This window comes from Hylemonella sp. GW821-FHT10B10 (assembly GCF_059415585.1).
Genome location: NZ_JBWKNN010000002.1, coordinates 396,123 through 418,102 on the forward strand (window position 1 = coordinate 396,123; position 21,980 = coordinate 418,102).

At 65.1% G+C, this 21,980-nt stretch carries 23 protein-coding genes and 1 tRNA gene; 13 read left to right on the top strand and 11 right to left on the bottom strand.

Going from position 1 to position 21,980, the window contains the following annotated elements:
• Positions 1–7 precede the first annotated feature (7 nt).
• From AC07NT_RS12065 to AC07NT_RS12085, 5 genes are all read right to left on the bottom strand, one after another.
• Positions 8–457, bottom strand: coding sequence for a tripartite tricarboxylate transporter TctB family protein (locus tag AC07NT_RS12065; RefSeq protein WP_498599163.1), 450 nt, complete (start codon positions 455–457; stop codon positions 8–10).
• 211 nt (positions 458–668) lie between these two features.
• Entirely contained in the window at positions 669–2,459 is a 1,791-nt protein-coding gene (gene tfpB / locus AC07NT_RS12070; protein WP_498598804.1) for a type IV pilus assembly ATPase TfpB, read from the bottom strand.
• Between the two features lie 4 nt (positions 2,460–2,463).
• Complete coding sequence (locus AC07NT_RS12075) at positions 2,464–3,219, bottom strand: class I SAM-dependent methyltransferase (RefSeq protein WP_498598803.1); 756 nt, start codon at positions 3,217–3,219, stop codon at positions 2,464–2,466.
• Between the two features lie 19 nt (positions 3,220–3,238).
• A complete protein-coding gene (locus AC07NT_RS12080) occupies positions 3,239–3,757 on the bottom strand; it encodes a DNA-deoxyinosine glycosylase (RefSeq protein WP_498598802.1) in 519 nt (172 codons plus the stop codon).
• Positions 3,754–4,593, bottom strand: a complete 840-nt coding sequence (locus AC07NT_RS12085) for a TatD family hydrolase (protein ID WP_498598801.1) — start codon at positions 4,591–4,593, stop codon at positions 3,754–3,756. Before AC07NT_RS12085 ends, AC07NT_RS12080 begins: the two co-directional genes overlap by 4 nt.
• 118 nt (positions 4,594–4,711) lie before the next feature.
• Between AC07NT_RS12085 and AC07NT_RS12090 the strand changes: the two genes are divergently transcribed.
• From AC07NT_RS12090 to AC07NT_RS12105, 4 genes are read left to right on the top strand one after another with little or no spacing between them, the layout of a single operon-like run.
• Positions 4,712–5,608 (top strand): S1C family serine protease, encoded by an 897-nt coding sequence (locus tag AC07NT_RS12090; protein WP_498598800.1) that lies wholly within the window; start codon positions 4,712–4,714, stop codon positions 5,606–5,608.
• Between the two features lie 10 nt (positions 5,609–5,618).
• Positions 5,619–6,626 carry an AAA family ATPase gene (locus AC07NT_RS12095; RefSeq protein ID WP_498598799.1) on the top strand — a complete coding sequence of 336 codons (1,008 nt, stop codon included), beginning with the start codon at positions 5,619–5,621 and terminating at the stop codon, positions 6,624–6,626.
• 2 nt (positions 6,627–6,628) lie between these two features.
• Positions 6,629–7,606 carry a DUF58 domain-containing protein gene (locus AC07NT_RS12100; protein WP_498598798.1) on the top strand — a complete coding sequence of 326 codons (978 nt, stop codon included), beginning with the start codon at positions 6,629–6,631 and terminating at the stop codon, positions 7,604–7,606.
• A complete protein-coding gene (locus AC07NT_RS12105) occupies positions 7,603–8,634 on the top strand; it encodes a VWA domain-containing protein (RefSeq protein ID WP_498598797.1) in 1,032 nt (343 codons plus the stop codon). The genes AC07NT_RS12100 and AC07NT_RS12105 overlap by 4 nt, the downstream gene beginning before the upstream one ends.
• 33 nt (positions 8,635–8,667) lie before the next feature.
• On the opposite strand, the gene AC07NT_RS12110 is transcribed toward AC07NT_RS12105, so the two are convergent.
• The 3 genes from AC07NT_RS12110 to AC07NT_RS12120 all read right to left on the bottom strand — a co-directional run bounded on the left by AC07NT_RS12110 (position 8,668) and on the right by AC07NT_RS12120 (position 11,137).
• The gene (locus AC07NT_RS12110) at positions 8,668–9,102 is read right to left on the bottom strand and encodes a hypothetical protein (protein WP_498598796.1); all 435 of its coding nucleotides are present in this window, start codon (positions 9,100–9,102) and stop codon (positions 8,668–8,670) included.
• 102 nt (positions 9,103–9,204) lie between these two features.
• Positions 9,205–9,888, bottom strand: coding sequence for a lipoprotein-releasing ABC transporter ATP-binding protein LolD (gene lolD, locus AC07NT_RS12115; RefSeq protein WP_498598795.1), 684 nt, complete (start codon positions 9,886–9,888; stop codon positions 9,205–9,207).
• Positions 9,881–11,137: a lipoprotein-releasing ABC transporter permease subunit gene (locus AC07NT_RS12120; protein WP_498598794.1), complete on the bottom strand. Its 1,257-nt coding sequence runs from the start codon at positions 11,135–11,137 to the stop codon at positions 9,881–9,883. Before AC07NT_RS12120 ends, lolD begins: the two co-directional genes overlap by 8 nt.
• 54 nt (positions 11,138–11,191) lie before the next feature.
• Here AC07NT_RS12120 and AC07NT_RS12125 point away from each other — a divergent pair, with 54 nt between their 5' ends.
• On the top strand, positions 11,192–12,112 hold the full coding sequence (locus tag AC07NT_RS12125; protein WP_498598793.1) for a phosphoglycerate mutase: 921 nt from the start codon (positions 11,192–11,194) through the stop codon (positions 12,110–12,112).
• Positions 12,109–13,818: a single-stranded-DNA-specific exonuclease RecJ gene (recJ, locus tag AC07NT_RS12130; protein ID WP_498598792.1), complete on the top strand. Its 1,710-nt coding sequence runs from the start codon at positions 12,109–12,111 to the stop codon at positions 13,816–13,818. The genes AC07NT_RS12125 and recJ overlap by 4 nt, the downstream gene beginning before the upstream one ends.
• 5 nt (positions 13,819–13,823) lie before the next feature.
• Here the strand turns inward: recJ and AC07NT_RS12135 are convergent, their stop codons facing one another.
• Complete coding sequence (locus AC07NT_RS12135) at positions 13,824–14,963, bottom strand: GGDEF domain-containing protein (RefSeq protein WP_498598791.1); 1,140 nt, start codon at positions 14,961–14,963, stop codon at positions 13,824–13,826.
• A gap of 148 nt (positions 14,964–15,111) precedes the next feature.
• Here AC07NT_RS12135 and AC07NT_RS12140 point away from each other — a divergent pair, with 148 nt between their 5' ends.
• The 7 genes from AC07NT_RS12140 to AC07NT_RS12170 all read left to right on the top strand — a co-directional run bounded on the left by AC07NT_RS12140 (position 15,112) and on the right by AC07NT_RS12170 (position 20,076).
• Positions 15,112–15,969: a 3',5'-nucleoside bisphosphate phosphatase gene (locus AC07NT_RS12140; protein ID WP_498598790.1), complete on the top strand. Its 858-nt coding sequence runs from the start codon at positions 15,112–15,114 to the stop codon at positions 15,967–15,969.
• Entirely contained in the window at positions 15,966–16,856 is an 891-nt protein-coding gene (locus tag AC07NT_RS12145; protein WP_498598789.1) for a DMT family transporter, read from the top strand. Before AC07NT_RS12140 ends, AC07NT_RS12145 begins: the two co-directional genes overlap by 4 nt.
• Positions 16,857–16,869: 13 nt before the next feature.
• Positions 16,870–17,496, top strand: coding sequence for an L-threonylcarbamoyladenylate synthase (locus tag AC07NT_RS12150; protein WP_498598788.1), 627 nt, complete (start codon positions 16,870–16,872; stop codon positions 17,494–17,496).
• A 57-nt stretch (positions 17,497–17,553) separates the two neighbouring features.
• Positions 17,554–18,222, top strand: coding sequence for a site-2 protease family protein (locus tag AC07NT_RS12155; protein WP_498598787.1), 669 nt, complete (start codon positions 17,554–17,556; stop codon positions 18,220–18,222).
• A gap of 4 nt (positions 18,223–18,226) precedes the next feature.
• Positions 18,227–19,528, top strand: a complete 1,302-nt coding sequence (locus AC07NT_RS12160; RefSeq protein ID WP_498598786.1) for a tryptophan--tRNA ligase — start codon at positions 18,227–18,229, stop codon at positions 19,526–19,528.
• 87 nt (positions 19,529–19,615) lie between these two features.
• A complete protein-coding gene (locus AC07NT_RS12165) occupies positions 19,616–19,915 on the top strand; it encodes a hypothetical protein (protein ID WP_498598785.1) in 300 nt (99 codons plus the stop codon).
• Positions 19,916–19,986: 71 nt separating this feature from the next.
• Positions 19,987–20,076: transfer RNA gene (locus AC07NT_RS12170), tRNA-Ser, on the top strand.
• 65 nt (positions 20,077–20,141) lie between these two features.
• On the opposite strand, the gene AC07NT_RS12175 is transcribed toward AC07NT_RS12170, so the two are convergent.
• Together AC07NT_RS12175 and AC07NT_RS12180 are read right to left on the bottom strand one after the other, a co-directional pair.
• A complete protein-coding gene (locus AC07NT_RS12175) occupies positions 20,142–20,834 on the bottom strand; it encodes an SGNH/GDSL hydrolase family protein (protein WP_498598784.1) in 693 nt (230 codons plus the stop codon).
• 431 nt (positions 20,835–21,265) lie between these two features.
• The gene (locus AC07NT_RS12180) at positions 21,266–21,847 is read right to left on the bottom strand and encodes an outer membrane protein (protein ID WP_498598783.1); all 582 of its coding nucleotides are present in this window, start codon (positions 21,845–21,847) and stop codon (positions 21,266–21,268) included.
• Between the last annotated feature and the right edge of the window lie 133 nt (positions 21,848–21,980).

Sequence of the window (21,980 nt, forward strand, 5' to 3'; positions counted from 1 at the left end):
TTACTCCTCAACCCGCGATGAAAGTCGGCCAGACCTGGAACTGCAGATTGAGCAGCTTGATGAAGGCACCGTAGCTCAGAATGGCCAGGAGGACGCACAGCACCAGCACCTCGCGCAGCTTGAACTTTTCACCAGCCAGGCTGGCCAGGATGGTCAGACCGAAGATGGCAACGACCAGACCCATGGAGGGAATCCCGAATTTAGGCAGGCCCCCCAGCAGGACACCGAACAGCACGTTGGCGCCGATGATGTAACCCAGCGGACGCCAGGCGATGCCGCCCAGCTTGTCACCGGTCTCCGACTTGGACACCAGACCCTTGAAGAGAATCAACCCGCCCAGGATGGCGAGGATGACGCCCAAAAGCAGCGGGAAGTACCCGGGGCCCATGCGGGCGCCGTTGCCCACGTTGTAGGTGGTCGCACCCACCGCAAAACCGACGCCCACGACGGTGAACATCAGGCCTGAGTAAAAATCTTGTTCACTCTTGATAAATCTCACGAACTTGTCTCCTACGGGCCATACCCGAAAACAAGCCGAATTCTGCCCCGGAATAAGTGTCATGCCGAATGTGGATTACACCTATGCACCCCCGGGGGCATGGGAAAAATCGGCAGGGAATACCCTAGGTTGACGAGACGTGTGCGCCGCGGCGGTGCGCAGGTCAGCTTCAGGTCAGGGGCGGCGTGGCGCCGAGCACCTCATCGATCACCGTGAGCCCCTCGGCGACGCGCAATGCACCAGCCAGGCGCAGCGGGCGCATGCCGTCGGCCACGGCCTGGCGCTTGAGTGCGTCGATGTTGGGCTCGCGGCTGACCTTGTCCTTGAAGGCCTCGCTGATCAGCAGCAGTTCATACAGGCCCATGCGCCCCTGGAAACCCGTCATGCGGCAGTCCACGCATCCCACGGGCTTGAAAGGCTTGTAGCCGCCACTGATGTTCCAGGGCTTCACCATCTCGGCCAGATGCTCCTTGGTGGCTGCCTCGTCGCGCACCTTGCACTGCGCGCACAGGGTGCGCACCAGACGCTGCGCCAGGACACCCAACACGGTGGCGTTGAGCAGGTAGGGCGGGATGCCCAGCTCCATCAGGCGCGTGATGGCCGAGGGCGCGTCGTTGGTGTGCAGGGTGGAGAACACCAGGTGGCCAGTCAGCGCAGCCTGCACCGCCATCTCGGCGGTTTCCAGGTCGCGGATTTCGCCCACCATGATGATGTCCGGGTCCTGCCGCATCAGCGCGCGCAGGCCCTCGGGGAAGCCGAAGTCCAGCTGGGGCTGCACCTGGGTCTGGTTGAAGGCCGGCTCGATCATTTCGATCGGGTCTTCCACCGTGCTGACGTTGACCTCTTCCGTGGCCACGCGCTTCAAGGTGGAGTACAGCGTGGTGGTCTTGCCCGAACCCGTGGGTCCGGTCACCAGGATGATGCCGTGGGGACGCTTGACCAACGACTCCCAGCGTTGCGCGTCGTGCGGTGAGAAACCCAGCTCGGCCAGGTCCTTGACGGTGGTGTCCGGGTCGAAGATACGCATCACCATCTTCTCGCCAAAGGCCGTGGGCAGGGTGGAGATCCGCATTTCCACCTCATCGCCGCCAGGGTTGCGTGTCTTGATGCGCCCGTCCTGGGGGCGGCGCTTCTCGATGATGTCCATGCGGCCCAGCAACTTGATGCGGGCCGTCATGGCGGTGAGCACACCCATGGGCATCTGGTACACAGGATGCAACACGCCGTCGATGCGGAAGCGGATCACACCCTGCTCGCGCCGCGGCTCCAGATGGATATCACTGGCGCGCTGGTCAAAGGCGTACTGCCACAGCCAGTCCACCACCTGCACCACGCTCTGGTCATTGGCGTCCAGCTGCTTGTTGGATTTGCCCAGCTCCACCAGCTGCTCGAAGCTGGCGCCCGTGTTGCCGCTGCCCGATTTCATGGCCGAACGCACCGACTTGGCCAGCGCGAAGAACTCGGCCGTGTAACGCGTGATCTCGCCCGGGCTGGACAGCACACGACGCACGCTGCGGCGGGTCTGGCGCTCGACCTCGCCCACCCAGTCGGTGATGTAGGGTTCGGCCGTGGCCACCACCACCTCATTAGGCAGCACCTGCACCGGCAGCACGCGGTGACGCTCGGCATAGGCCGCGCTCATGGTGTCGGCCACCTTGCCCACGTCCACCTTGAGCGGATCGATGCGCAGGTAGTCCAGGCCGGCGCGGCCGGCCAGCCACTGCGTGAGGCTTTCCACGTCGAGCGGCTTGTGGTCACTGACGCGGCGGATCGAGACGCTGGCCAGGCGCAGCAGCGGGTGCTGTGCGCTCTCGGCCTGTGAACAACGTGCAATCGTGCGCTGGGCCTCTTCGTCGGCGATCACGCCATCGGCCAGCAGCCACTCGACCAGACGACGCCAGTCAACCGGGCCCACATGCTCGGACTTGGACAGGCTTTTGAGTTTGGGCTGGGCGCTCATAAGGTCAATCGATGAGGGGTTTGAAGCCGCGCAGCCACTTGGTGGCGGGCAGGCCCCACTGAGTCTGGATGATTTCGGCCCGCTCGGCAAGCACGGCGCGCTTCGGTACCGAGGGCGTGCGCTGCGCCAGCACCACGGTGTTGCCTTCGCGCGTCGCCTTGAAGGCCCAAACTGCCTCGCGGCCGAAGGCGGCAGCGATCTTGTCCACGCTCCTGGCAAAGCTGGAGGAGCGGCCAAACAAGTTCACCGTCATGCAACCGTCGTCCGTCAGCAGGCGGCGGCAGTGGGCGTAGAACTCGGCGCTGTCGAGCACGGGCGCAGCGGCGTCATGGTCGTACAGGTCCACCTGCAAGGCGTCCACGGTGCCGAACCACTCGGGTTTCTGGATTTCCTTGGCGGCATCGGCCAGGACCACCTGCATACGGGCCGAATCCGCCGGCAGCTTGAACCAGCCGCGGCAGGCCGCCAGCACCTGCGGGTTGAGCTCGATGGCCGTGGTCTTCATGCGCAGGACCTTGGCACAGTACTTGGTCAGCGAGCCCGCGCCCAGACCGAGCTGCACGGCCTGGCGTTTCGTCACGGTGTCCGGCTCCACGAAGAGCGTCCAGGCCATCATGCGCTGGATGTACTCGTGCACCAGGGCGGTGGGGTCCCGCATGTCCATGGACCCCTGGATCCAGATCGTGCCCAGGTGCATGTGCCGGATGTGGCCCTCGTCTGAAAAATGGACTTCGGGCAGGGAAAGTTTGCGTGTGCTCAAGATCGGCCGATTATCACCGTCACAGCAACCCGGCCTGCGCCATCGCCATGCGCCAGGCTTCCAGCTTGCGCACAAAACTCCAGCTCGCATTGGCCGGGCTGGTGGACGGCAGCTTCAACAGGGGGAAATGGCCCAGCCCCAAACTGTTGCGCACCAGCTCCGCGTGTTTGTAGCTCTCACCCCCGTTGTGTGCGATCAGCTGCAGTTGCGGGCAGTGGTCCTTGAGTGCGGCAAAGTCATTCACTTCCGGATTCCGGATCGCGCTGTCCAGACTGCCGCTGCGTTCGCAGCTGGCGTACACATCCCAGACACCCAGACCCCGTGCGAGCAGCCAGGCACAACGATTCGCATAAGACGCCGGCCCCGGCAGCGGGTGCTCGGGCCACAGAGCCTGCAGGATTTTCCAGAAATGGTTCTGCGGATGGCCGTAGTACTGTTGTGCCTTGAGCGAGGCCACGCCGGGAAAACTGCCGAGGATGAGCAGACGCGTCCCGGTGCCCACGACAGGCGGCAGACCCCGCAGGCGCGCTGCCTTCATTCCAGAACGCAACGCGGCAGGGCCGCCTGCACATTCACCCGCGTTTGCTGCTGCAACTGCGCCACCTCCATCCCGCGCAACTCCGCCAGCACCTGCGCAATCCGCGGCAGCTCCCCCGGCTCGTTGCGTCCCTGCTCTTCACCTGACGCACGCTGCTCCGCCGTTTTGTAAAGCCAGTGCGGCGGCATGTCGGGCGCATCCGTTTCAAGCACGATGGTTTCCAGCGGAAGCTCAACCGCCAGCCGGCGCAGGTTCTGCGCGCGCTCGTAGGTCAGCGCCCCGCCAAAGCCTAGCTTGAGTCCCTGTGTGATAAAGGCTTCGGCCTGCTGCAGACTGCCATTGAAGGCATGTGCAATGCCCTGCCAGGGCTGGCCGCCGCCCACAGCGCGCAGGCCCTTGAGCAGCATGTCTGCCGAGCGGCGCACGTGCAGGATCACGGGTAGACCATGCTTGCGGGCCAGCCTGAGCTGTTCCACGTAGAAAAACTCCTGCCGCTCTCGCAGCGGTGAGGCGCAGAGTTCGGGCACGAAGTAGTCCAGCCCGATCTCGCCCACAGCCACCAGCTGCGGGTCGCCCCGGTGCTCGGTCAGCGCTGCGTCCAGCCGGGCCAGGTCCCCGTCGTCGGCCTGCTTTACATACAAGGGATGGATGCCCAGAGCATAGCTGTCACCGAACTGGTGCGCCAAGGCGCGCGTGGCCGCGAAATGCGCCACCTGAACCGCCGGCAGCACGCAATGCACCACACCGCGTTCACGCGCCCGCGCCCGTACGGCGGCCACGTCGGCGGCGAATTCGGGGGCGTCGAGGTGGCAATGGGTGTCGATCCATCCAGTCATGACCGGATGATGCCGTAAACAGGGTCGACCCCGGGCCAGTGCGCATGCAAAAAACGGCCAGCCGTGCTACCGTTGCTGCAATGCCATCGCGTCGGTGGCACCAGCCCCGGGGGTACGCATGCGCCAGCCCGCCCTGTACAGCCGTTCGCCGCGTGGCCCCGCCGCCGCGCCGGCCCCGGTCTTGCCTGCTGCGGTCGAACCGCCCGCTTCCCCTTCCCGCTGGCGCAAGCGCCTGCCGCACTGGCAGGAACGCCATTGGCGCTGGCTGGCCCTAGCCACCCTGCTCGTGCTGCTGGCCCAGGCCCTGTGGCCCGTCAACGGGCAGCGCAAGCTGACCCAGAAGGACATCGACGCGGCCGTGCTCCGGACGCTGGAAACGGCCAACCTGCCTTCACCGGCTGCAAAGGCCGCAGCAGCCGTCATGCCTTCATTGGTGCGGGTGGCCGGGTTCGTGACCGACAAGGACGGAGAAGAAAAGGAACACGGCCTGGGCAGCGGCGTGGTCATCGTGGACAGCGGTGTCATCCTGACCAATCTGCACGTGGTGGCCGGCGCCACCCGCATCGAACTCACCTTCCATGACGGTTCACGTTCGGCCGCGAACATGACCGGCGCGCAGATCCACAACGACCTGGCCGTGCTGCAGGCCCAGAGGCTGCCCGATGACCTCAAGGCCGCTACGCTGCGCTCCACTGCCGATCTGCAGCCTGGTGACGGCGTGGTGGCCGTGGGTTTCCCGTTCGGCATCGGGCCTTCGGTGTCCAGCGGTGTGGTCTCCGGGCTCGGGCGCAGCTTCCGCTCGCCCGAGGGCAAGCAGCAGATCGGCAACCTGATCCAGTTTGACGCAGCGGCCAACCCCGGCAACTCGGGCGGCCCCCTGGTCACCATGGACGGCGAGGTGGTCGGCATCGTCACCGCCATCCTCAACCCGTCCGAACAGCGCACCTTCATTGGCATCGGTTTCGCCGTGCCCATCGAGAACGCGGCCTCGGCCGCCGGCATGCATCCCTTCTGAAAGGCCCCTCATGGACAAGAGCACCCGTACCGCCGCCGAAACCTCCCGACTCATGGAACAGATCCTCTACGAGGTCAAGCGTGTCGTCGTCGGGCAGGACCGCTTCCTGGAACGTGTCATGGTGGCGCTGCTGGCCCAGGGCCATTTGCTGGTCGAAGGCGTGCCTGGCCTGGCCAAAACCCTGACCATCAAGACCCTGGCCCAGGTGGTGCAGGGCCAGTTCCGCCGCATCCAGTTCACCCCTGATCTGGTGCCGGCCGACCTGGTGGGCACGCGCATCTACAACCAGAAGAGCGGCGAGTTCAGCACCTCGCTGGGTCCGGTCTTCGCCAACCTGCTGCTGGCCGACGAAATCAACCGCGCGCCGGCCAAGGTACAGAGCGCACTGCTGGAGGTGATGCAGGAACATCAGGTGACCATCGCCGGCACCAGCTATCCCGTACCCACGCCTTTTGTGGTCATGGCCACCCAGAACCCCATCGAAACCGAGGGCACCTACCCCTTGCCGGAGGCCCAGGTGGACCGTTTCATGTTCAAGGTGAAGGTGGACTACCCCAGCGAAGAAGAAGAGTTCGTCATCGTGCAACGTGTCACCGGTGCCGCGGTGGCCGTGACCGCCGTCAGCACCACGGAGCAGCTGGCGGCCCTGCAGCGCCACTGCCGCGAGGTCTATGTGGACCCCGCCCTGGTGCAGTACGCGGTGAAGCTGGTGGCCGCCACGCGCGAGCCCGTGCGTGCCGGCCTCAAGGACCTCACGCGTTACCTGAGCTACGGCGCCAGCCCGCGCGCCACCATCAGCCTGATCGAAGGCGCCCGGGCCCTGGCCCTGCTGCGCGGGCGCAGCTACGCCCTGCCGGAGGATGTGGGTGATCTCGTGCCCGACGTGCTGCGGCACCGCCTGGTGCTGTCCTATGAAGCCCTCTCCGAAGGGCTGGACGCCGACGCCTTGATCGCCAAGTTCATGGCCCACGTACCCCTGCCGGCCAAGGTGCTGGAACACGAACCCCTCGCAGCCTGAACATGGCCACCGCCGCCCGACCCGCCCCCGAATCCGCCGAGCAGGCTTTGCGCCGGCTTGAGTGGACCGTGCTGCGCCGCCTGGATGGCCTGCTGCAGGGCGACTACCGCAGCCTGTTGCGCGGCGCCGGCCTGGACCTGGCCGATCTGCGTGAATACCAGCCCGGGGACGATGTGCGTCACATCGACTGGAACGTCACCGCGCGCCTGCAGGTGCCCCATGTGCGTGTCTACACCGAAGACCGCGAGATGAGCGCCTGGTTCCTGCTGGATCTCAGCCCCTCGGTGGATTTCGGGTCGGGCGAGCGTGCCAAGCGCGAGGTGCTGGCCGACTTCGTGGCCGTGCTCGCGCGCCTGCTCACGCGTCACGGCAACCGCGTGGGCGCCGTGCTCTACAACGGCGGTATCCAGGCCGTGTTGCCACCGGGCAGCGGACGACGCCACGTGCTGCAACTGTTGCAACGCCTGCAAAGCCCGGCGGCGCAGGACGAGAACTACCCCGGCGTCACGCGCCTGCAGGACATGCTCCAGCAGAGCGCCGCGCTGATACGCCGGCGTAGCACGGTTTTCGTGCTCTCGGACTTCATCAGCGAAAGCGGCTGGGAGCAGCCACTGGCCCGCCTGGCCCTGCGCCACGAGGTTCTGGCCGTGCGCCTCTACGACCCTCTGGAGCAGGAACTGCCCGACCTGGGCCTGCTGCCCATGCGCGATGCCGAAACCGGCGAGCAGCTGCTGGTGGACACGCACGACCGGGGCTTTCGCGCCCGTTTCGCACAGTTGACCGCGCAGCGCGAGGAGGCCCTAAGGCTGACACTCTCACGCGCTGGTGTTGACACGCTGGAACTCGCCACCGGCGAGGCGCTGGTGCCCGCCCTCCTGCGTTTTGCCGAGTTGCGCCGCCAGCGCAGCCGCTCACGTTCAGCACCGCCCCCGGCCCATCTGCGGCTGGTGCGCAACGCCCCTGCGGAGGTCTCACCATGAATTTCCTCTGGCCCCAAATGCTGCTGTTGCTCTTGCTGGTGCCGCTGCTGGTGCTGTTCTACCTGTGGCTGCTGCAGCGCAAGCGCAAGCTCGTGGTGCGTTACGCCAGCCTGGGCCTGGTCAAGCAGGCCATGGGCAGCCAGAGCCACTGGCGGCGCCATGTTCCCCCCGCCCTCTTCCTGCTGGCCATCTCGGCCCTGCTGCTGGCGGCGGCCCGCCCGCTGGCCGTCGTCATGCTGCCCACGCAGCAGGAAACCATCATGCTGGCCATGGACGTCTCGGGCAGCATGCGCGCGGCCGACGTGTTGCCCAACCGGCTGGAGGCCTCGCAGAACGCGGCCAAGGCCTTCCTTGCCGAACTGCCCCGTCATGTGAAGGTGGGCATCGTGGCCTTTGCCGGATCGGCTCAGGTGGCGCAAATCCCCACCCACAACCGCGAAGACCTGGTCTCGGCCATCGACCGCTTCCAGCTGCAGCGGGGGACGGCCATTGGCAACGGCATCGTGCTCTCCCTGGCCACGCTGTTTCCCGATGCCGGACTCGACCTCGGCAACATGACCTACGGCCGCGCGCGTGGCGTCTCGCTGGACCAGTCCACCGGCGTCAAGGAATTCCAGCCCGTGGCCCCGGGCTCCTACGGCTCGGCCGCCATCATCCTGCTGACCGACGGCCAGCGCACCACGGGCATCGACTCCATGGAAGCCGCCAAGCTGGCCGCCGACCGCGGCGTGCGCATCTACACGGTGGGCGTGGGCACGGTGAACGGCGAGACCATAGGCTTCGAAGGCTGGTCCATGCACGTACGCCTGGACGAAGAAACCCTCAAGGCCGTGGCCCTGCGCACGCAGGGCGAGTACTTCCACGCCGCCACGGCCGAAGACCTGAAGAAGGTCTACGAAACCCTGAGTTCGCGCCTGAGCGTGGAGAAGAAGGAAACCGAAGTCTCAGCCCTGCTGGCCCTGCTGGCCACCCTGTTCATGCTGACGGGTGCCGGGCTCTCGATGTACTGGTACCACCGGGTGGCGTGAAGCTCTCGGGCCAGCGGTAGCGCCGGTGCCCCGTCACTTCATCGCCGCCATGGAAGCGGCGATGAGGCTCCAGACGATGAGTGCCAACTGAACCAGGTTGATCAAGATGGCTGCCACGTGTATGCGGCGGAACGCTGGAATGGCACGGGTATCACCCGCCTGAATGCGGGCCCAAAGCAATTCCATCCTGGGAATGACCGTCCGGCGCAAGACGACGGCTAGAAGCGCGAGGGCCGCCGCGCCCACCGCAAAGGCCAATCTGCCCGCAAACGCATAACTCAGCGCGGTTGCACTGGCGGTGCAGATGGCGGCCAAATAGTAGATGTTGAAGAAGCCCCGGACAAAACGGGAGTCCATGGGCGTGTCGTGCTTCAGGATCAACAGCGGCACCGAGCCCATCAGAAAGTACGCCGTGGTCACAAGCAGGGCCACCGTGAAGAACATGGCGGCGATCAGGGCTGCAGACATATGCTGTAGGGACGGGCAGTCGGTGCCAGATTTATATCAGCCTTCTCTCAGAACGACCAGCCGTCACCCCTAAAAAAGCCAGTGTTGCAAGCGACGGCTGGCTCAAGCCGCCAGCCGTCCCTGCTCCAGTCGCAGCGTGCGCTGGCAGCGCGCCGCCAGGGTGTTGTCGTGCGTGACGACGATGAAGGCCGTACCCTGCTCGCGCGCAAGCTTCAGCATGAGTTCGAACACACCCTCGGCCGTGCCGCGGTCCAGATTACCCGTGGGTTCGTCGGCCAGCACACAGGCCGGCTGGGTGACCAGAGCGCGGGCAATGGCCACACGCTGGCGCTCGCCACCCGAGAGTTCGGCCGGGCGGTGCAGCACACGTTCTTTCAGGCCCACGGCTTCCAGCATGCGAGTGGCCGTTTGCGCGGCCTGCGCGCGGTCCATGCGGCGTATCCACAATGGCATGGCCACGTTGTCCAGCGCGCTGAATTCGGGCAGCAGGTGGTGGAACTGGTAGACAAAGCCCAGGTGCTGGTTGCGCAGCTGGCCCTGCACGGTCTGCGTGAGCGTGGAGAAGTCCTGGCCCATGAGTTGTACGCGGCCACTCGTGGGCGCGTCGAGCCCGCCCAGCAGGTGCAGCAAGGTGCTCTTGCCCGAACCCGAAGCACCGACCACGGCCAGGATCTCGCCCGCATGCACCTGCAGGTCCACACCGCGCAGCACGTGCACATCCAGACGGCCCTCGGTGTAGCGCTTATCCAGGCCTTGCGCCTGCAACACGATCTTGTTGTTATTCATAGCGCAGCGCCTCCGCCGGGTTCACGCGGCTGGCGCGCCAGCTCGGGTACAGGGTGGCGATAAAAGCCAGCACCAGGGAGATCACACCGATGGGTACGATGTCGCTGGCCAGGGGTTCGCTGGGCATGCGGCTGATCAGGTAGATGTCCTTGGGCAGGAAGCTGGCCTGCAAGAGGCTTTCGAGTGCCGGCACGATGACGTCAATGTTGAAAGCCACGCCCAGGCCCAGCAGCAGGCCGGACAGCGTGCCGATCACACCCACCGCGGCGCCCTGCACCACGAAGATGCCCATGATGCTGCCGGGGCTGGCGCCCAGGGTGCGCAGGATGGCGATGTCGGCACGTTTGTCGGTCACGGTCATCACCAGCGTGCTCACCAGGTTGAAGGCGGCCACGGCAACAATGAGTGTGAGGATGATGAACATCATGCGTTTTTCGAGTTGCACGGCGGCGAACCAGTTGCGGTTCTGGCGCGTCCAATCGCGGATCAGCAGGTCGCCGCTCAGCGTGCCGGCCAGTTGTGCGCCCACTTCGCGTGCCTGGTGCAAATCCTTGAGCTTGAGGCGTATGCCCGTGGGCCCTTCGAGGCGGAAGATGCGTGCCGCGTCGTCCACATGCAGCATGACCAGGCCCGCGTCGTATTCGTAGTGGCCGGAATCGAAGGTGCCCACCACGGTCATCTGTTTCATGCGCGGCACCACGCCGGCTGGTGTGACCTGGCCGCTGGGCGCAACCAGGGTCACCTTGTCGCCCTGCTGCACGCCGAGCTGGCGCGCCAGGTCGCGCCCCAGCACGATGCCGAATTCACCCGGAATGAGCCGTGCCAGTGCGCCGTTTTTCATCCCGGCGGCCAGATCGGTCACCTCGCCTTCAAGCGCCGGATCGATGCCGCGCACGATGGCCCCCTTCATGTCCTCGCCGCGCGCCAGCAGGGCCTGGGTGCCGATGAAGGGCGCAGCGCCGATGACCTGCGGGTTGGCCTTGACCTCGGCCAAGGTCCTGGCCACGTCGGGCAGGGCCTGGCCGTAGGGTGAGAAGATCTCGATGTGCGAGACCACACCCAGCATGCGATCGCGCACCTCCTTCTGGAAGCCGTTCATCACACTGAGGACGATGATGAGCGCGGCCACACCCAACGCAATGCCCAGCATGGACACGCCCGATATGAAGGAGATGAAGCCGTTGCGCCGCGTGGCGCGGCCGGCGCGGGTGTAGCGCCAGCCCAGCAGCAGTTCGTAGGGGATTTGCATGGGGTAATTCTTGGATTGGCGCTGATTATGAGTGAGACGGCGACAATACCCGTCATGCACGTCTTGATCCCCCACGCCCTGAGCGACGACGAGGCCGCGCGCGGCCCCTTGCGCGCGCTGCAGCTCCCGCGGCTGCAGAGCCTGTTGCAGCGACTGACGCCGCAGACCCTGCTGCAGCTGCCGGAACACAGCCCGCTCAGCGCCCATGAACAGCTGCTGGCCGCCGCACGCGGCCTGGACCCCCAGGCACCCGCCTGGGCCGCCCTGCGCGCGCACGAGCTGCAGCTGCCCGGCGCAGGGACCGAAACCTGGGGGTTTGTGAATCCCGTGCATTGGGAAGTAGGCCAGGCCCGCGTGAGCCTGCGTGATCCGCAGGAGCTGGACCTGCGCGAAGCCGAATCACGCGCGTTGCTAGCGGCCATGTTGCCCTTCTTTGCCGAGGACGGCCTCACCCTGCACTACGAGCAGCCGCTACGCTGGCTGGTCAGTGGCGAGCCACTCCACGGCCTGGCCGGTGCCGCGGTTGAACGCGTGATCGGCCGCAATGTGGCGGCCTGGCTGCCAGCTTCTCCTCTGCTGCGCCGCCTGCAGAACGAAATGCAGATGCTGCTCTACACCCATGCCGTGACCGAGAAACGCGATGCGCGCCGCGCGCTGAGCGTCAACTCCTTTTGGCTCAGCGGCTGCGGCGCGCTGGCCACCGTCCCGGTCCCCATGGAGCCACTGACCGTGCTCGATGGCCTGGTGCAACCCGCCCTGCGCGGCGATTGGGCCGCCTGGACGCAAGCCTGGTTGACACTGGATGCACAGCTGGCACCCTTGCAGGCCGCGCTGGATGCAGGCCAGGACGTCACGTTCACACTCTGCAGCGAGCTGCAAGCGCGTCGTTACACGCACGTCCCCCGCAGTGCCTGGGCGCGGCTCGTACAGCGATTCAGGCCACAGCAAGCCTCTGACATACTCATCGTCACATGAAAATCGTCACCCGCGACATCCCCCCACGCGCCGCCTGGGCGCTGGAGCAGGCCGGCGTGCACCCGCTGTTGGCACGTCTTTATGCCGCACGCGGTGTGTCCTCCAAGGACGAGCTTGACGATGCGCTGGCCCGTCTGCTGCCGCTCACCTTGCTCAAGGGTGCGACCGAAGCGGCGGTGCTGCTGGCCGATGCCATTCGCCAAAACAAGAAGCTCTGCATCGTGGCCGACTACGACTGCGACGGCGCCACAGCCTGTGCCGTGGGTATCCGTGGCCTGCGCATGCTGGGCGCGCAAAACGTCAGGTATCTGGTTCCGGACCGCGTGGTGGACGGCTACGGCCTGACCCCACCGATCGCGCGGCGCGTGAAAGACAGTGGCGCCGACGTGCTGATCACCGTAGACAACGGCATTGCCAGCGTGGATGGTGTGGCTCTGGCACGCGAACTGGGGCTGCAGGTGCTGGTGACCGACCATCACCTCCCCGGCCCCGCGCTGCCCGACGCCGAGGTCATCGTGAACCCCAACCAGCCGGGCTGCGCTTTCGAGAGCAAATCCATTGCCGGTGTGGGCGTGATGTTCTACGTGCTGCTGGCCCTGCGTGCCGAGCTGCGCCAGCGTGGTGTTTTCGACGCCGCCAGCCAACCCAAGCTCGATGCCCTGCTGCCCCTGGTGGCCCTGGGCACCGTGGCCGATGTGGTCAAGCTCGACCCCAACAACCGCCGCCTGGTGGCGCAGGGCCTCAAGCGCGTGCGCGCCGGCGCCCTGCCGCCGGGCCTGGCCGCGCTGTTCGAGGTGGCCGGGCGCAAGACGGCCACCGCCACGACCTTCGATTTCGGTTTTGCCCTGGGCCCGCGCATCAACGCCGCCGGCCGCCTGGCCGACATGACCCTGGGCATCGAGTGTCTGCTGACCGACGACGCCGCGCGCGGCGCCGAACTGGCCAGGACGCTGGACGGCATCAACCGCGAACGCCGCGAGATCGAGGGTGAGATGCGCGAGCAGGCCATGGACATCGTCGAGTCCATGTTCGACGAATCCGAGGAGCCGCCGCCCGCCCTGTGCGTGTTCGACCCCGATTTTCACGAGGGCGTGGTGGGCATCGTGGCCTCACGCCTCAAGGACAAGCTACACCGGCCGAGTTTCGTCTTCGCCGCCAGCCAGGCCCCCGGCAAGGAGCACGAGCTCAAGGGCTCGGGTCGCTCCATTCCCGGCTTTCATCTGCGCGACGCACTGGACTTGGTGGCCAAGCGTTATCCCGGTGTGCTGCTGCGCTTCGGCGGCCACGCCATGGCAGCGGGCTGCACCATTGCCGAGGAACACTTCGACACCTTCGAACAGGGCCTGGCCCAGGTGGCGCAGGAATGGCTGGACGCCGCCACGCTGACGCGCCGCCTGGAAACCGACGGCGCCCTCCCCGCGGAATACCGCCGCGCCGACATGGTGGACACGCTTCAGCGCGAGGTATGGGGCCAGGGCTTTGCCCCGCCGACCTTCAGCGAGGAGGTGGAAGTGGTTTCACAGCGCCTGGTCGGCGAGAAACATCTGGCGCTCAAACTCAAACACCAGGGCCAACCCGTGGACGGTATCTGGTTCGGCCATACGGATCCGCTGCCTGCACGGGTACTGCTGGCCTTCCGCCTGGATGCCGACGAATGGCAGGGCACGCGCCGCGTGCGCTTCCTGGTCGAAGGTGCGCAGGTCTAGCCGGCTCAGGCCACCTCGATGCGGTTGCGCCCCGCGTCCTTGGCTTTGTAAAGTGCCTTGTCGGCGCGCGCCAGCAGGGCGTCTATGCGGTCTTCGTCGGATCGGTTGGTTGCCACGCCTATGCTGACTGTGATCGGCGGCAAGCCGTCGCGTGTTTCTGCCGCATGGGCCAGGATGCGTTCGGCCACGGTGACGGCCTCTTCCAGACTGGTTTCCGGCAACAGCAGCACGAACTCCTCACCGCCAAAACGCGCCAGTTGGTCGGGCTGGCGCAACTGGGCCGCGATGCGGCCCACCAGATCGACCAGCACGCGGTCCCCCATCTGGTGCCCATGGGTATCGTTGATGGCCTTGAAATGGTCGATGTCCAGCAGCAGCAGGGCCATGCTGCGCCCATGGCGGCGGCAACGCGCCAGCTCCTGCTCGCAGGCGTCCAGGAACACACGGCGCGTCAGCACATTGGTCAGCGCATCGTGCGAAGCCAGATGTTCGAACTCCGCGCGCAGTCGATCACCCGCCATGAGGATCAGCCCCATGCCCAGGGCCAGCAACATCAAGGCGTTGGAGCCCACATAGAGCGTCTGGATGCGCGTGGGCGTGAGCAGGCCCTCCTCGGCCAGTGGCATCCATGCGGAAAAAAAGCGCAGCAGCAGCACCAGGGCATGAATGGACAGCACCGCAGCCGTGAAGCGGGTGGAGAAGGTGACAGGCCCCAGTCGCCAGATCCGCCAGGCGATGGACAGGAAGATGCAGGCCCAGACCAGGCAGATCACGATCAGGCGGGCGTTGTAGCTCGGCTCGACCAGCGCGTACCAGTACAGGGGGGGCGTCAGCGCCACCAGCAGGGCGATCCACCGCGCCCAGGCTGGTCGTTGTCCGAAGAACCGGGCCACCCCGGCGTGGTAGGACATCACCCCGATCAGAACAACCAGGTTGGCCACCACGATGGTCAGGAAGTCCGGCAGGATGCCGCGCCCGGCGAACAGCAGCGTGGACAGGAAAACCCAGGCGGGTGCGGCGGCCCACAGACCCAGCCCTCGAATGCTGCGGGGGTAGCTCAGCCGCAGGAAAAACGTCATGAAGGCCAGCAACAGGCCCATCAGGCCGCTCATGAGCACGAGGGAACGCAGATCAATCGACATCATGCGCGCAGGATCAGCCGTGATGACGGGCGGTACCCCGGGCGCTGTCAGCGCCGACGGGCATCGGATGCTCGATGAAATACCGCATGGAGACATTGTGCCAGCCCCCACCCATCCTGCAAGGGGAAGGCGCAAGGCCTAAAATGCCCGGGTGAGCTCCATCCTCAACGCCGACCTGCATTGCCACTCCGTCGTCTCCGACGGCACCCTCACACCCGAGGCACTGGCAGCACGCGCGCACGCCAACGGCGTGGAACTGTGGGCCTTGACCGACCACGACGAGATCGGGGGCCAGCAGCGTGCTCTGGCAGCCGCCCGTTCGCTCGGCCTGCCCTACCTGACGGGCACCGAGATCTCCATCACCTTTGCTGGTCAGACCGTGCACATCGTGGGCCTGGGCTTCGACGCCGAGGATCCGCGCATGCAGGCCGGCCTGCGCCAGACGCGCGGCGGCCGCGGCGAGCGCGCCAAGGAAATGTCGGCCAGCCTGGCGGCGGTGGGCATCCATGGTGCCTACGAAGGCGCGCTCAAGTTCGCTGGCAACCCCGAACTGATCTCGCGCACGCACTTCGCGCGCTTCCTGGTGGAGAGCGGCGTCTGCCGCGAGACCAACGAGGTCTTCCGCAAATACCTGACCGAAGGCAAGCCCGGCTTCGTGCCGCACCGCTGGGCCACGCTGCGCGACGCCGTGCACTGGATCGGAGACGCCGGCGGTGTTGCCGTGATCGCCCACCCGGCCCGCTACAACTTCACACCCACCGAGGAATACGCCCTGTTCTCCGAATTCAAGGCCCATGGCGGCCGCGCGGTGGAAGTGGTAACCGGCAGCCATACCGCCGCCGAGTATGTGAAATACGCCGAGACGGCGCGCGAGTTCGACCTGGCCGCCTCGCGCGGCAGCGACTTCCATAGCCCCGACGAATCGCACACCGACCTGGGTGCCCTGCCTTTCCTCCCCGGCAAGCTGACCCCCGTGTGGGAACTGCTGGCCGACCGCATCCAACAATGAAACACCCCCATTTCGTGAGCGGCATGCTGTTCGCGCTTGCCGCCCTGGCCTGCTTTGCCACGCTGGACACCTCAGCCAAGGTCGTGGCCCTGAGCCTGCCCGTGCTGCTGGGCCTGTGGTTCCGCTACATCTTCCAGGCCGTGCTCACCACGGCCGTCATGCTGCCGCAGCGCGGGCGCGCCATCTTCCATACACGGCACCCCGGTCTGCATGTGCTGCGTGGTGCCCTGCTCGCAGTCACCAGCCTGCTGACCTTCCTCAGCGTGGCTTACATGCCCGTGGGTGAATTCACGGCCATCGCGATGATCGCGCCGCTGGTGGTGACGCTCCTGGCAGCCACCCTGCTGGGCGAGCACGTCTCGCGCCTGCGCTGGACCCTCGTGGCCGGCGGCTTCGCGGGCACGCTCGTCATCATCCGGCCCGGTGGCGACCTCTTCGGCTGGCACGTCCTGCTGCCGCTGGCCCAGGTGGCCACCCACTCGACCTTCCAGATCCTGACCGGCAGGATGGTGAAGACCGAGGACGCCGTGACCATGCATTTCTACACCGGCTGGGTCGGCGCCATCCTGGCCTCGCTGGCGCTGCCCTTCATCTGGGTCACGCCGCAGACCATCCCCCAATGGACCGCGCTTTTCCTCATGGGCCTCATGGGCACCATCGGCCACTTCGTGCTCATCTTGGCCTACCGGCGCGCGCCGGCCGCCACGCTGATGCCGCTGATGTACGTGCAGATCGCCTTTGCCATGTTCGGCGGCTGGCTGGTCTTCGGTCATATCGCCGATGGCTGGTCCCTGCTGGGCATGATCCTGATCGCCGGCTGCGGTGCCGCAAGTGCCTGGCTGGCCATGCGGGAAAACCGCCCGAAACTCGACCCCATGGAAGTCTGAGCACCCCCGCACCATGGCCCAGTACTTTGAAGTTCATCCGGAGAATCCCCAGATCCGCCTGCTCAAGCAGGCCGCCGCCCTGCTGGAAAAAGGCGGCGTGGTGGCCGTGCCCACCGACTCCAGCTACGCCCTGGTCTGCCACCTGGACGACAAGGCCGCCGCCGACCGCCTGCGCAGCATCCGTCAGGTGGACGACAAGCACCACCTGACCCTGCTGTGCCGCGACCTGGCCGAACTGGCCAGCTACGCCCGCGTGGACAACCGGCAGTACCGCCTGCTGAAAGCCGCCACCCCCGGCCCCTGGACCTTCATCCTGGAGGCCACCAAGGAAGTGCCGCGCCGCGTGAGCCACCCCGCGCGCAAGACCATAGGCCTGCGCGTACCCGAGCACAAGGTGCTGCACGCCTTGCTGGCCCTGCACACGGGCGGCCCCCTGCTGGCCACCACCCTGATCCCGGCCGGCGAGACCGACCCGCTGAACGACGCCCAGGAGATCCGCGAGCGCTACGAGCACCAGCTGGCCGCCGTGATCGACGCCGGCGCCTGCCCTCACGAACCCACCACGGTGATCGACCTCAGCGGAGAGGAACCCGAGGTGCTGCGCCGCGGCCGTGGGGACCCGGTCGAGCTGGGTCTGTAGAGCCACCCTCCCGCGCCGGCCTCGGCCCGTGTCCCGCACTCTGAGACAATCGACCCCGTGGATTTCAACAACCTGATTCAAACCGTCCTCATCTACGCCCTGCCGGTGCTGTTCGCCATCACCGTGCATGAGGCCGCCCATGGCTATGCCGCGCGCCATTTCGGCGACAACACAGCGGCCATGATGGGGCGCATCACGCTCAACCCCCTCAAGCACATCGACCCGGTGGGCACCCTGCTGATGCCGCTGCTGCTGTACTTCGCCACCAGCGGCGCCTTCCTCTTCGGTTATGCCAAGCCGGTGCCGGTGCGCTTTGACCTGCTGAAGAACCCGAAACGCGACATGGTCTGGGTGGCGCTGGCTGGCCCCGGCGCCAATCTGCTGCAGGCCTTGCTATGGGGCGTACTGATGTACCTGCTGGTGGCTGCCGATGTACAGGAGCGCTTCTTCCTCGAGATGTGCCGTGCCGGCGTGCTGGTCAACGTGGTGATGTTCGCCTTCAATCTCTTCCCGCTGCCACCGCTGGACGGCGGGCGCATCCTGGTGGGCCTGCTGCCCTGGAAACAGGCTGCCCTGGTGTCGCGCGTCGAGCCCTGGGGCTTTTTCATCGTGATGGCCCTGGTGCTCACCGGCATCGTCAGCACGCTCTGGATGCAACCGGTCATGGGCCTGACCTACCGCCTGCTGGACCTGCTGCTCACGCCCCTGTCCCTCCTATTGCACTAATGTCATGAGCACTGTCCGCGTCCTGACCGGCATCACCACCTCGGGCACCCCCCATCTGGGCAACTACGTGGGCGCCATCCGCCCGGCCATCGCGGCCAGCCGCGCGGCCGGGGTACAGAGTTATTACTTCCTGGCCGACTACCACGCGCTGATAAAGGTAGATGAGCCCGCGCGCATCCAGCGCTCCACACTGGAGATCGCCGCGAGCTGGATCGCCTGTGGCCTGGACCCCGAACGCGTCACGTTCTATCGCCAATCCGACGTGCCCGAGATTCCCGAGTTGACGTGGTTCCTCACCTGCGTCTGCGGCAAGGGCCTGCTCAACCGCGCCCATGCCTACAAGGCCTCGGTGGACAAGAACAACGCCGCCGGCGTGGACCCGGACACCGACGTGACCGCCGGCCTTTTCATGTACCCGGTGCTGATGGCGGCCGACATCCTGATGTTCAACGCGCACCGCGTGCCCGTGGGTCGTGACCAGATCCAGCACATCGAGATGGCGCGTGACATCGCCGCCAGCTTCAACCATCTGTATGGCGAGCACTTCGTCCTGCCCGAGGCACAGATCGAGGAAAGCGTGGCCACCCTGCCCGGCCTCGACGGCCGCAAGATGAGCAAGAGCTACGACAACACCATCCCGCTCTTCGCCCCGCGCGAGCAGCTCAAGAAACTCATCGCCGGCATCAAGACTGATTCACGCGCGCCCGGCGAGCCCAAGGACACCGAAGGCTCCGCCCTGTTCCAGATTTACCAGGCCTTCGCCACGCCCGAGGAAACCGCCAGTTTGCGACAGGCTTATGTCGATGGCATTGCCTGGGCCGAAGCCAAGACCATCCTGTTCGAGCGCATCGACCAGGAGATCGCGCCCAAACGCGAAGCCTACGAAACATTGATCAGCCACCCTGCCCGCCTGGAGGAGATGCTCAAGGCCGGTGCGACCAAGGCCCGCGCCATTGCCACACCTTTCACTACCAGGCTGCGCCACGCTGTGGGCCTGCGCGACCTGTGTGTCCAGGCTTCTGACAAAAAGGGTGACAAAAAAGACAAGATCGCCCTGCCCAGCTTCAAGCAGTACCGCGAAAGCGATGGCCGGTTCTATTTCAAGTTCGTGGACGCGCAGGGCAAACTGCTGCTGCAAAGTGACGGTTTTGCCAGCCCCAAAGAAGCCGGCCAGGCCGTCAAACGGCTGCAGGAACTGGGCAGCGCCCCACTGGAACCCCTGCTCCAAGAGATACCGGTGAAACAACTGGTTACTGCACAGGAGCTCGAGTCTGCGCTACAACTGCTGCTGGCCGCCAAAGACTGATCCCTGTTGTTGAGACTGCTCCCACATCTGTAGCGTGGTACGGTTCTTGCAGGCAGCGGCTACCCCAAGTTGAGGAGTGCCGCTTCCATGTCCCTTGCCCGCCCCGCCGTCACACGCAAACAGGTCGCCCTATCGGATCACCGGCAGACCTTTGACGAACTCTGCACCTGGATCGAGGTGCACCTGCACGAGCCCATAGGTTGGCAGGAGCTCATGACCCAGAGCGGCCTGGACCACCAGACCCTCAACGCACTCTTCTTCAAGTTTGTGAGCACCACACCCATGGCCTGGATCCGCAAGCGCCGCGAACACCAGCTACCGGTCCAGGCCGCAGCGGCTCCCGCCCGCCGCCTGCTACGCATCGTGCCCGTCGCCGCTGCGGCCTGAAGTCTGGAGCCCCGGTTGGCCTCCAGAAAAGACCACCGGCACGCTGCTACAATACGCCCTTCCACAAAGCCGGAGAGGTGGCAGAGTGGTCGAATGTACCTGACTCGAAATCAGGCGTAGTGGCAACACTACCGTGGGTTCGAATCCCACCCTCTCCGCCAAATAAACACGGGCCTCACGGCCCGTTTTTATTGCCTGCCCGACATCCAGCCCATCCCTGGAAATCCTAGGGCAGCAGCGGCACGATTGCGTCCAACCACTTCTGGGCGATTTTGGCGTGCGCCGCTTCGGTCGGGTGAACTCCGTCATACAGGTCCGCCGTGGTCAGGACCGAATTGACATCCACAAACCGGATCTTCTGCCCTGCTGATTGCCGTGCCTGCACGTTGGCGCGTATCGCGGCGTTCAACTGCTGGACCAAGGTAGCGCGGTCCACCTTGTTGGGCTGGATGATGGCCGAAGAGACGGGCGGAATGCTCGCGACAAAGATCCATGCATTGGGCCGAGCAGCCTGGATCCGACCAATCAATGCGTCATGGCGTGCGCCGACCTGCATGCCATTCTGGAACGTCCACCAGGCGACATCGTTGGTGCCCGCCATCAGCAAGATGATGTCCGGTTGAGAGGCAGTGAGCCAGACCTTCACGCCATTGGCAATGTCGTCGATGGTCTTTCCCGGGTGGCCCTCATGGTCCTTGTCGGCGACACGCGTGTACTGGTCGGATTGGGAGCCGACGTAGCTCACGCCACAATTCTTTTTCTGCAGCCCCGTGAACAGATTGTTGCGGTAGCCACCGCTGACACCCAGGGTGATGGAATCACCCAGCGGCATGATGTTGGCACAGCTTGTGATCTTTCCAGGCTCCGTGGTCGATGTCGATTCAGTGCCTTGGGCATAACAAGCCGTCAGGATGGTCATCAGCAACACCAAGCCCGTACGCTTGAAACTAGGCGTCTTCATGCAACTTCTCCCATGCTTACTCATACACTGATCTCCGACCGGCGCAGTCTTTGCACCCGTCGCCACTGTATCTCGATTACCTTCAAGTAGGGGATCGGCCGCGATTTTGGTAGCCTAGCATCGGCCAGAGAGGTCAATTTGGGAAGTTGAGGACCGGGCAACCTATCTAACAAACCTCGCTTGGAGGCACATTGGGACCTGAACATGTCTTTCCGAACCTGCGCATGCACCCAAAGCGAAAAGTTGCCGCAAGTGAGGGCTTGAAAATACGGAAAGCCCCGCAGAGTCAATGAATGGTGAGCTCGCCATGGAGTTCCACCCCATCCGCCAAAGAAAAAGCCTCGCGATGCGAGGCCTATTCTTTCGAGACCGCTCTCAAAGTACGGCGATCAGAACTTATAGCCGATACCCACAGTCGCCATGCCGTGCCGGAAGCTGGATGTCAGACCTGAATTCGTGTCAACGTCTCTGAATTTGATTACTTCATAACTCAATTGCCAGTAGTAATTGTTGCTAAGGCCACCGCGAACACCGAGCCCGTAGCCGATGCCCTGCAAGGTCAAGCTGGTCCCGTCGTCGGCTATCCCTTTGGCAGTTACGGCCGACAATTTTGCATAGAGCAGATACGCGTCATTGACGACAAAACCCGGGACCACATCAAACGAATAGCGGTCACGAGTCGTAGCCTCAATACCACTGGCGTACGTACCCGCATTGCGTGTGCCCACATCGGCCGTGGCACCCAGACCGAACGCCATCTTGGAACCCAATGCCATCGTGTACAGGCCATTGACAGCAACGCCGGTACCGCTGGAACTATTGGAAGACCCATCGGTGGCATTCAGGGAGGCCGCGTCAAAAAGGAAATTGGCACCAACACTAAAGCCCTGGAAATTCTGGGCTTGGGCATGCACCTGATGCATTGAACAGGTCAGCAACAGGACGGCGGCAATTGTTCTAAAAAGTTTCATGGGGCTCTCCCAATCAAGTTGAACGAGTGATGACAAGGTATCGCTGACAAGTCAACCTCAACCAAGAAGCAGACCCGATTCCATCATTCTCCGGGATTTTCCTGGGGGTGGGCCGAAAGAGCCATACCGATGC

Excerpts from the sequence above, each read along its gene's own strand:
- AC07NT_RS12065 (WP_498599163.1), bottom strand. The coding sequence starts at position 457 with ATGTTCACCGTCGTGGGCGTCGGTTTTGCGGTGGGTGCGACCACCTAC.
- tfpB (WP_498598804.1), bottom strand. The coding sequence starts at position 2,459 with ATGAGCGCCCAGCCCAAACTCAAAAGCCTGTCCAAGTCCGAGCATGTG.
- AC07NT_RS12080 (WP_498598802.1), bottom strand. The coding sequence starts at position 3,757 with ATGAAGGCAGCGCGCCTGCGGGGTCTGCCGCCTGTCGTGGGCACCGGG.
- AC07NT_RS12085 (WP_498598801.1), bottom strand. The coding sequence starts at position 4,593 with ATGACTGGATGGATCGACACCCATTGCCACCTCGACGCCCCCGAATTC.
- AC07NT_RS12090 (WP_498598800.1), top strand. The coding sequence starts at position 4,712 with ATGCGCCAGCCCGCCCTGTACAGCCGTTCGCCGCGTGGCCCCGCCGCC.
- AC07NT_RS12095 (WP_498598799.1), top strand. The coding sequence starts at position 5,619 with ATGGACAAGAGCACCCGTACCGCCGCCGAAACCTCCCGACTCATGGAA.
- AC07NT_RS12100 (WP_498598798.1), top strand. The coding sequence starts at position 6,629 with ATGGCCACCGCCGCCCGACCCGCCCCCGAATCCGCCGAGCAGGCTTTG.
- AC07NT_RS12105 (WP_498598797.1), top strand. The coding sequence starts at position 7,603 with ATGAATTTCCTCTGGCCCCAAATGCTGCTGTTGCTCTTGCTGGTGCCG.
- AC07NT_RS12110 (WP_498598796.1), bottom strand. The coding sequence starts at position 9,102 with ATGTCTGCAGCCCTGATCGCCGCCATGTTCTTCACGGTGGCCCTGCTT.
- lolD (WP_498598795.1), bottom strand. The coding sequence starts at position 9,888 with ATGAATAACAACAAGATCGTGTTGCAGGCGCAAGGCCTGGATAAGCGC.
- AC07NT_RS12120 (WP_498598794.1), bottom strand. The coding sequence starts at position 11,137 with ATGCAAATCCCCTACGAACTGCTGCTGGGCTGGCGCTACACCCGCGCC.
- AC07NT_RS12125 (WP_498598793.1), top strand. The coding sequence starts at position 11,192 with ATGCACGTCTTGATCCCCCACGCCCTGAGCGACGACGAGGCCGCGCGC.
- recJ (WP_498598792.1), top strand. The coding sequence starts at position 12,109 with ATGAAAATCGTCACCCGCGACATCCCCCCACGCGCCGCCTGGGCGCTG.
- AC07NT_RS12135 (WP_498598791.1), bottom strand. The coding sequence starts at position 14,963 with ATGATGTCGATTGATCTGCGTTCCCTCGTGCTCATGAGCGGCCTGATG.
- AC07NT_RS12145 (WP_498598789.1), top strand. The coding sequence starts at position 15,966 with ATGAAACACCCCCATTTCGTGAGCGGCATGCTGTTCGCGCTTGCCGCC.
- AC07NT_RS12150 (WP_498598788.1), top strand. The coding sequence starts at position 16,870 with ATGGCCCAGTACTTTGAAGTTCATCCGGAGAATCCCCAGATCCGCCTG.
- AC07NT_RS12160 (WP_498598786.1), top strand. The coding sequence starts at position 18,227 with ATGAGCACTGTCCGCGTCCTGACCGGCATCACCACCTCGGGCACCCCC.
- AC07NT_RS12165 (WP_498598785.1), top strand. The coding sequence starts at position 19,616 with ATGTCCCTTGCCCGCCCCGCCGTCACACGCAAACAGGTCGCCCTATCG.
- AC07NT_RS12175 (WP_498598784.1), bottom strand. The coding sequence starts at position 20,834 with ATGACCATCCTGACGGCTTGTTATGCCCAAGGCACTGAATCGACATCG.
- AC07NT_RS12180 (WP_498598783.1), bottom strand. The coding sequence starts at position 21,847 with ATGAAACTTTTTAGAACAATTGCCGCCGTCCTGTTGCTGACCTGTTCA.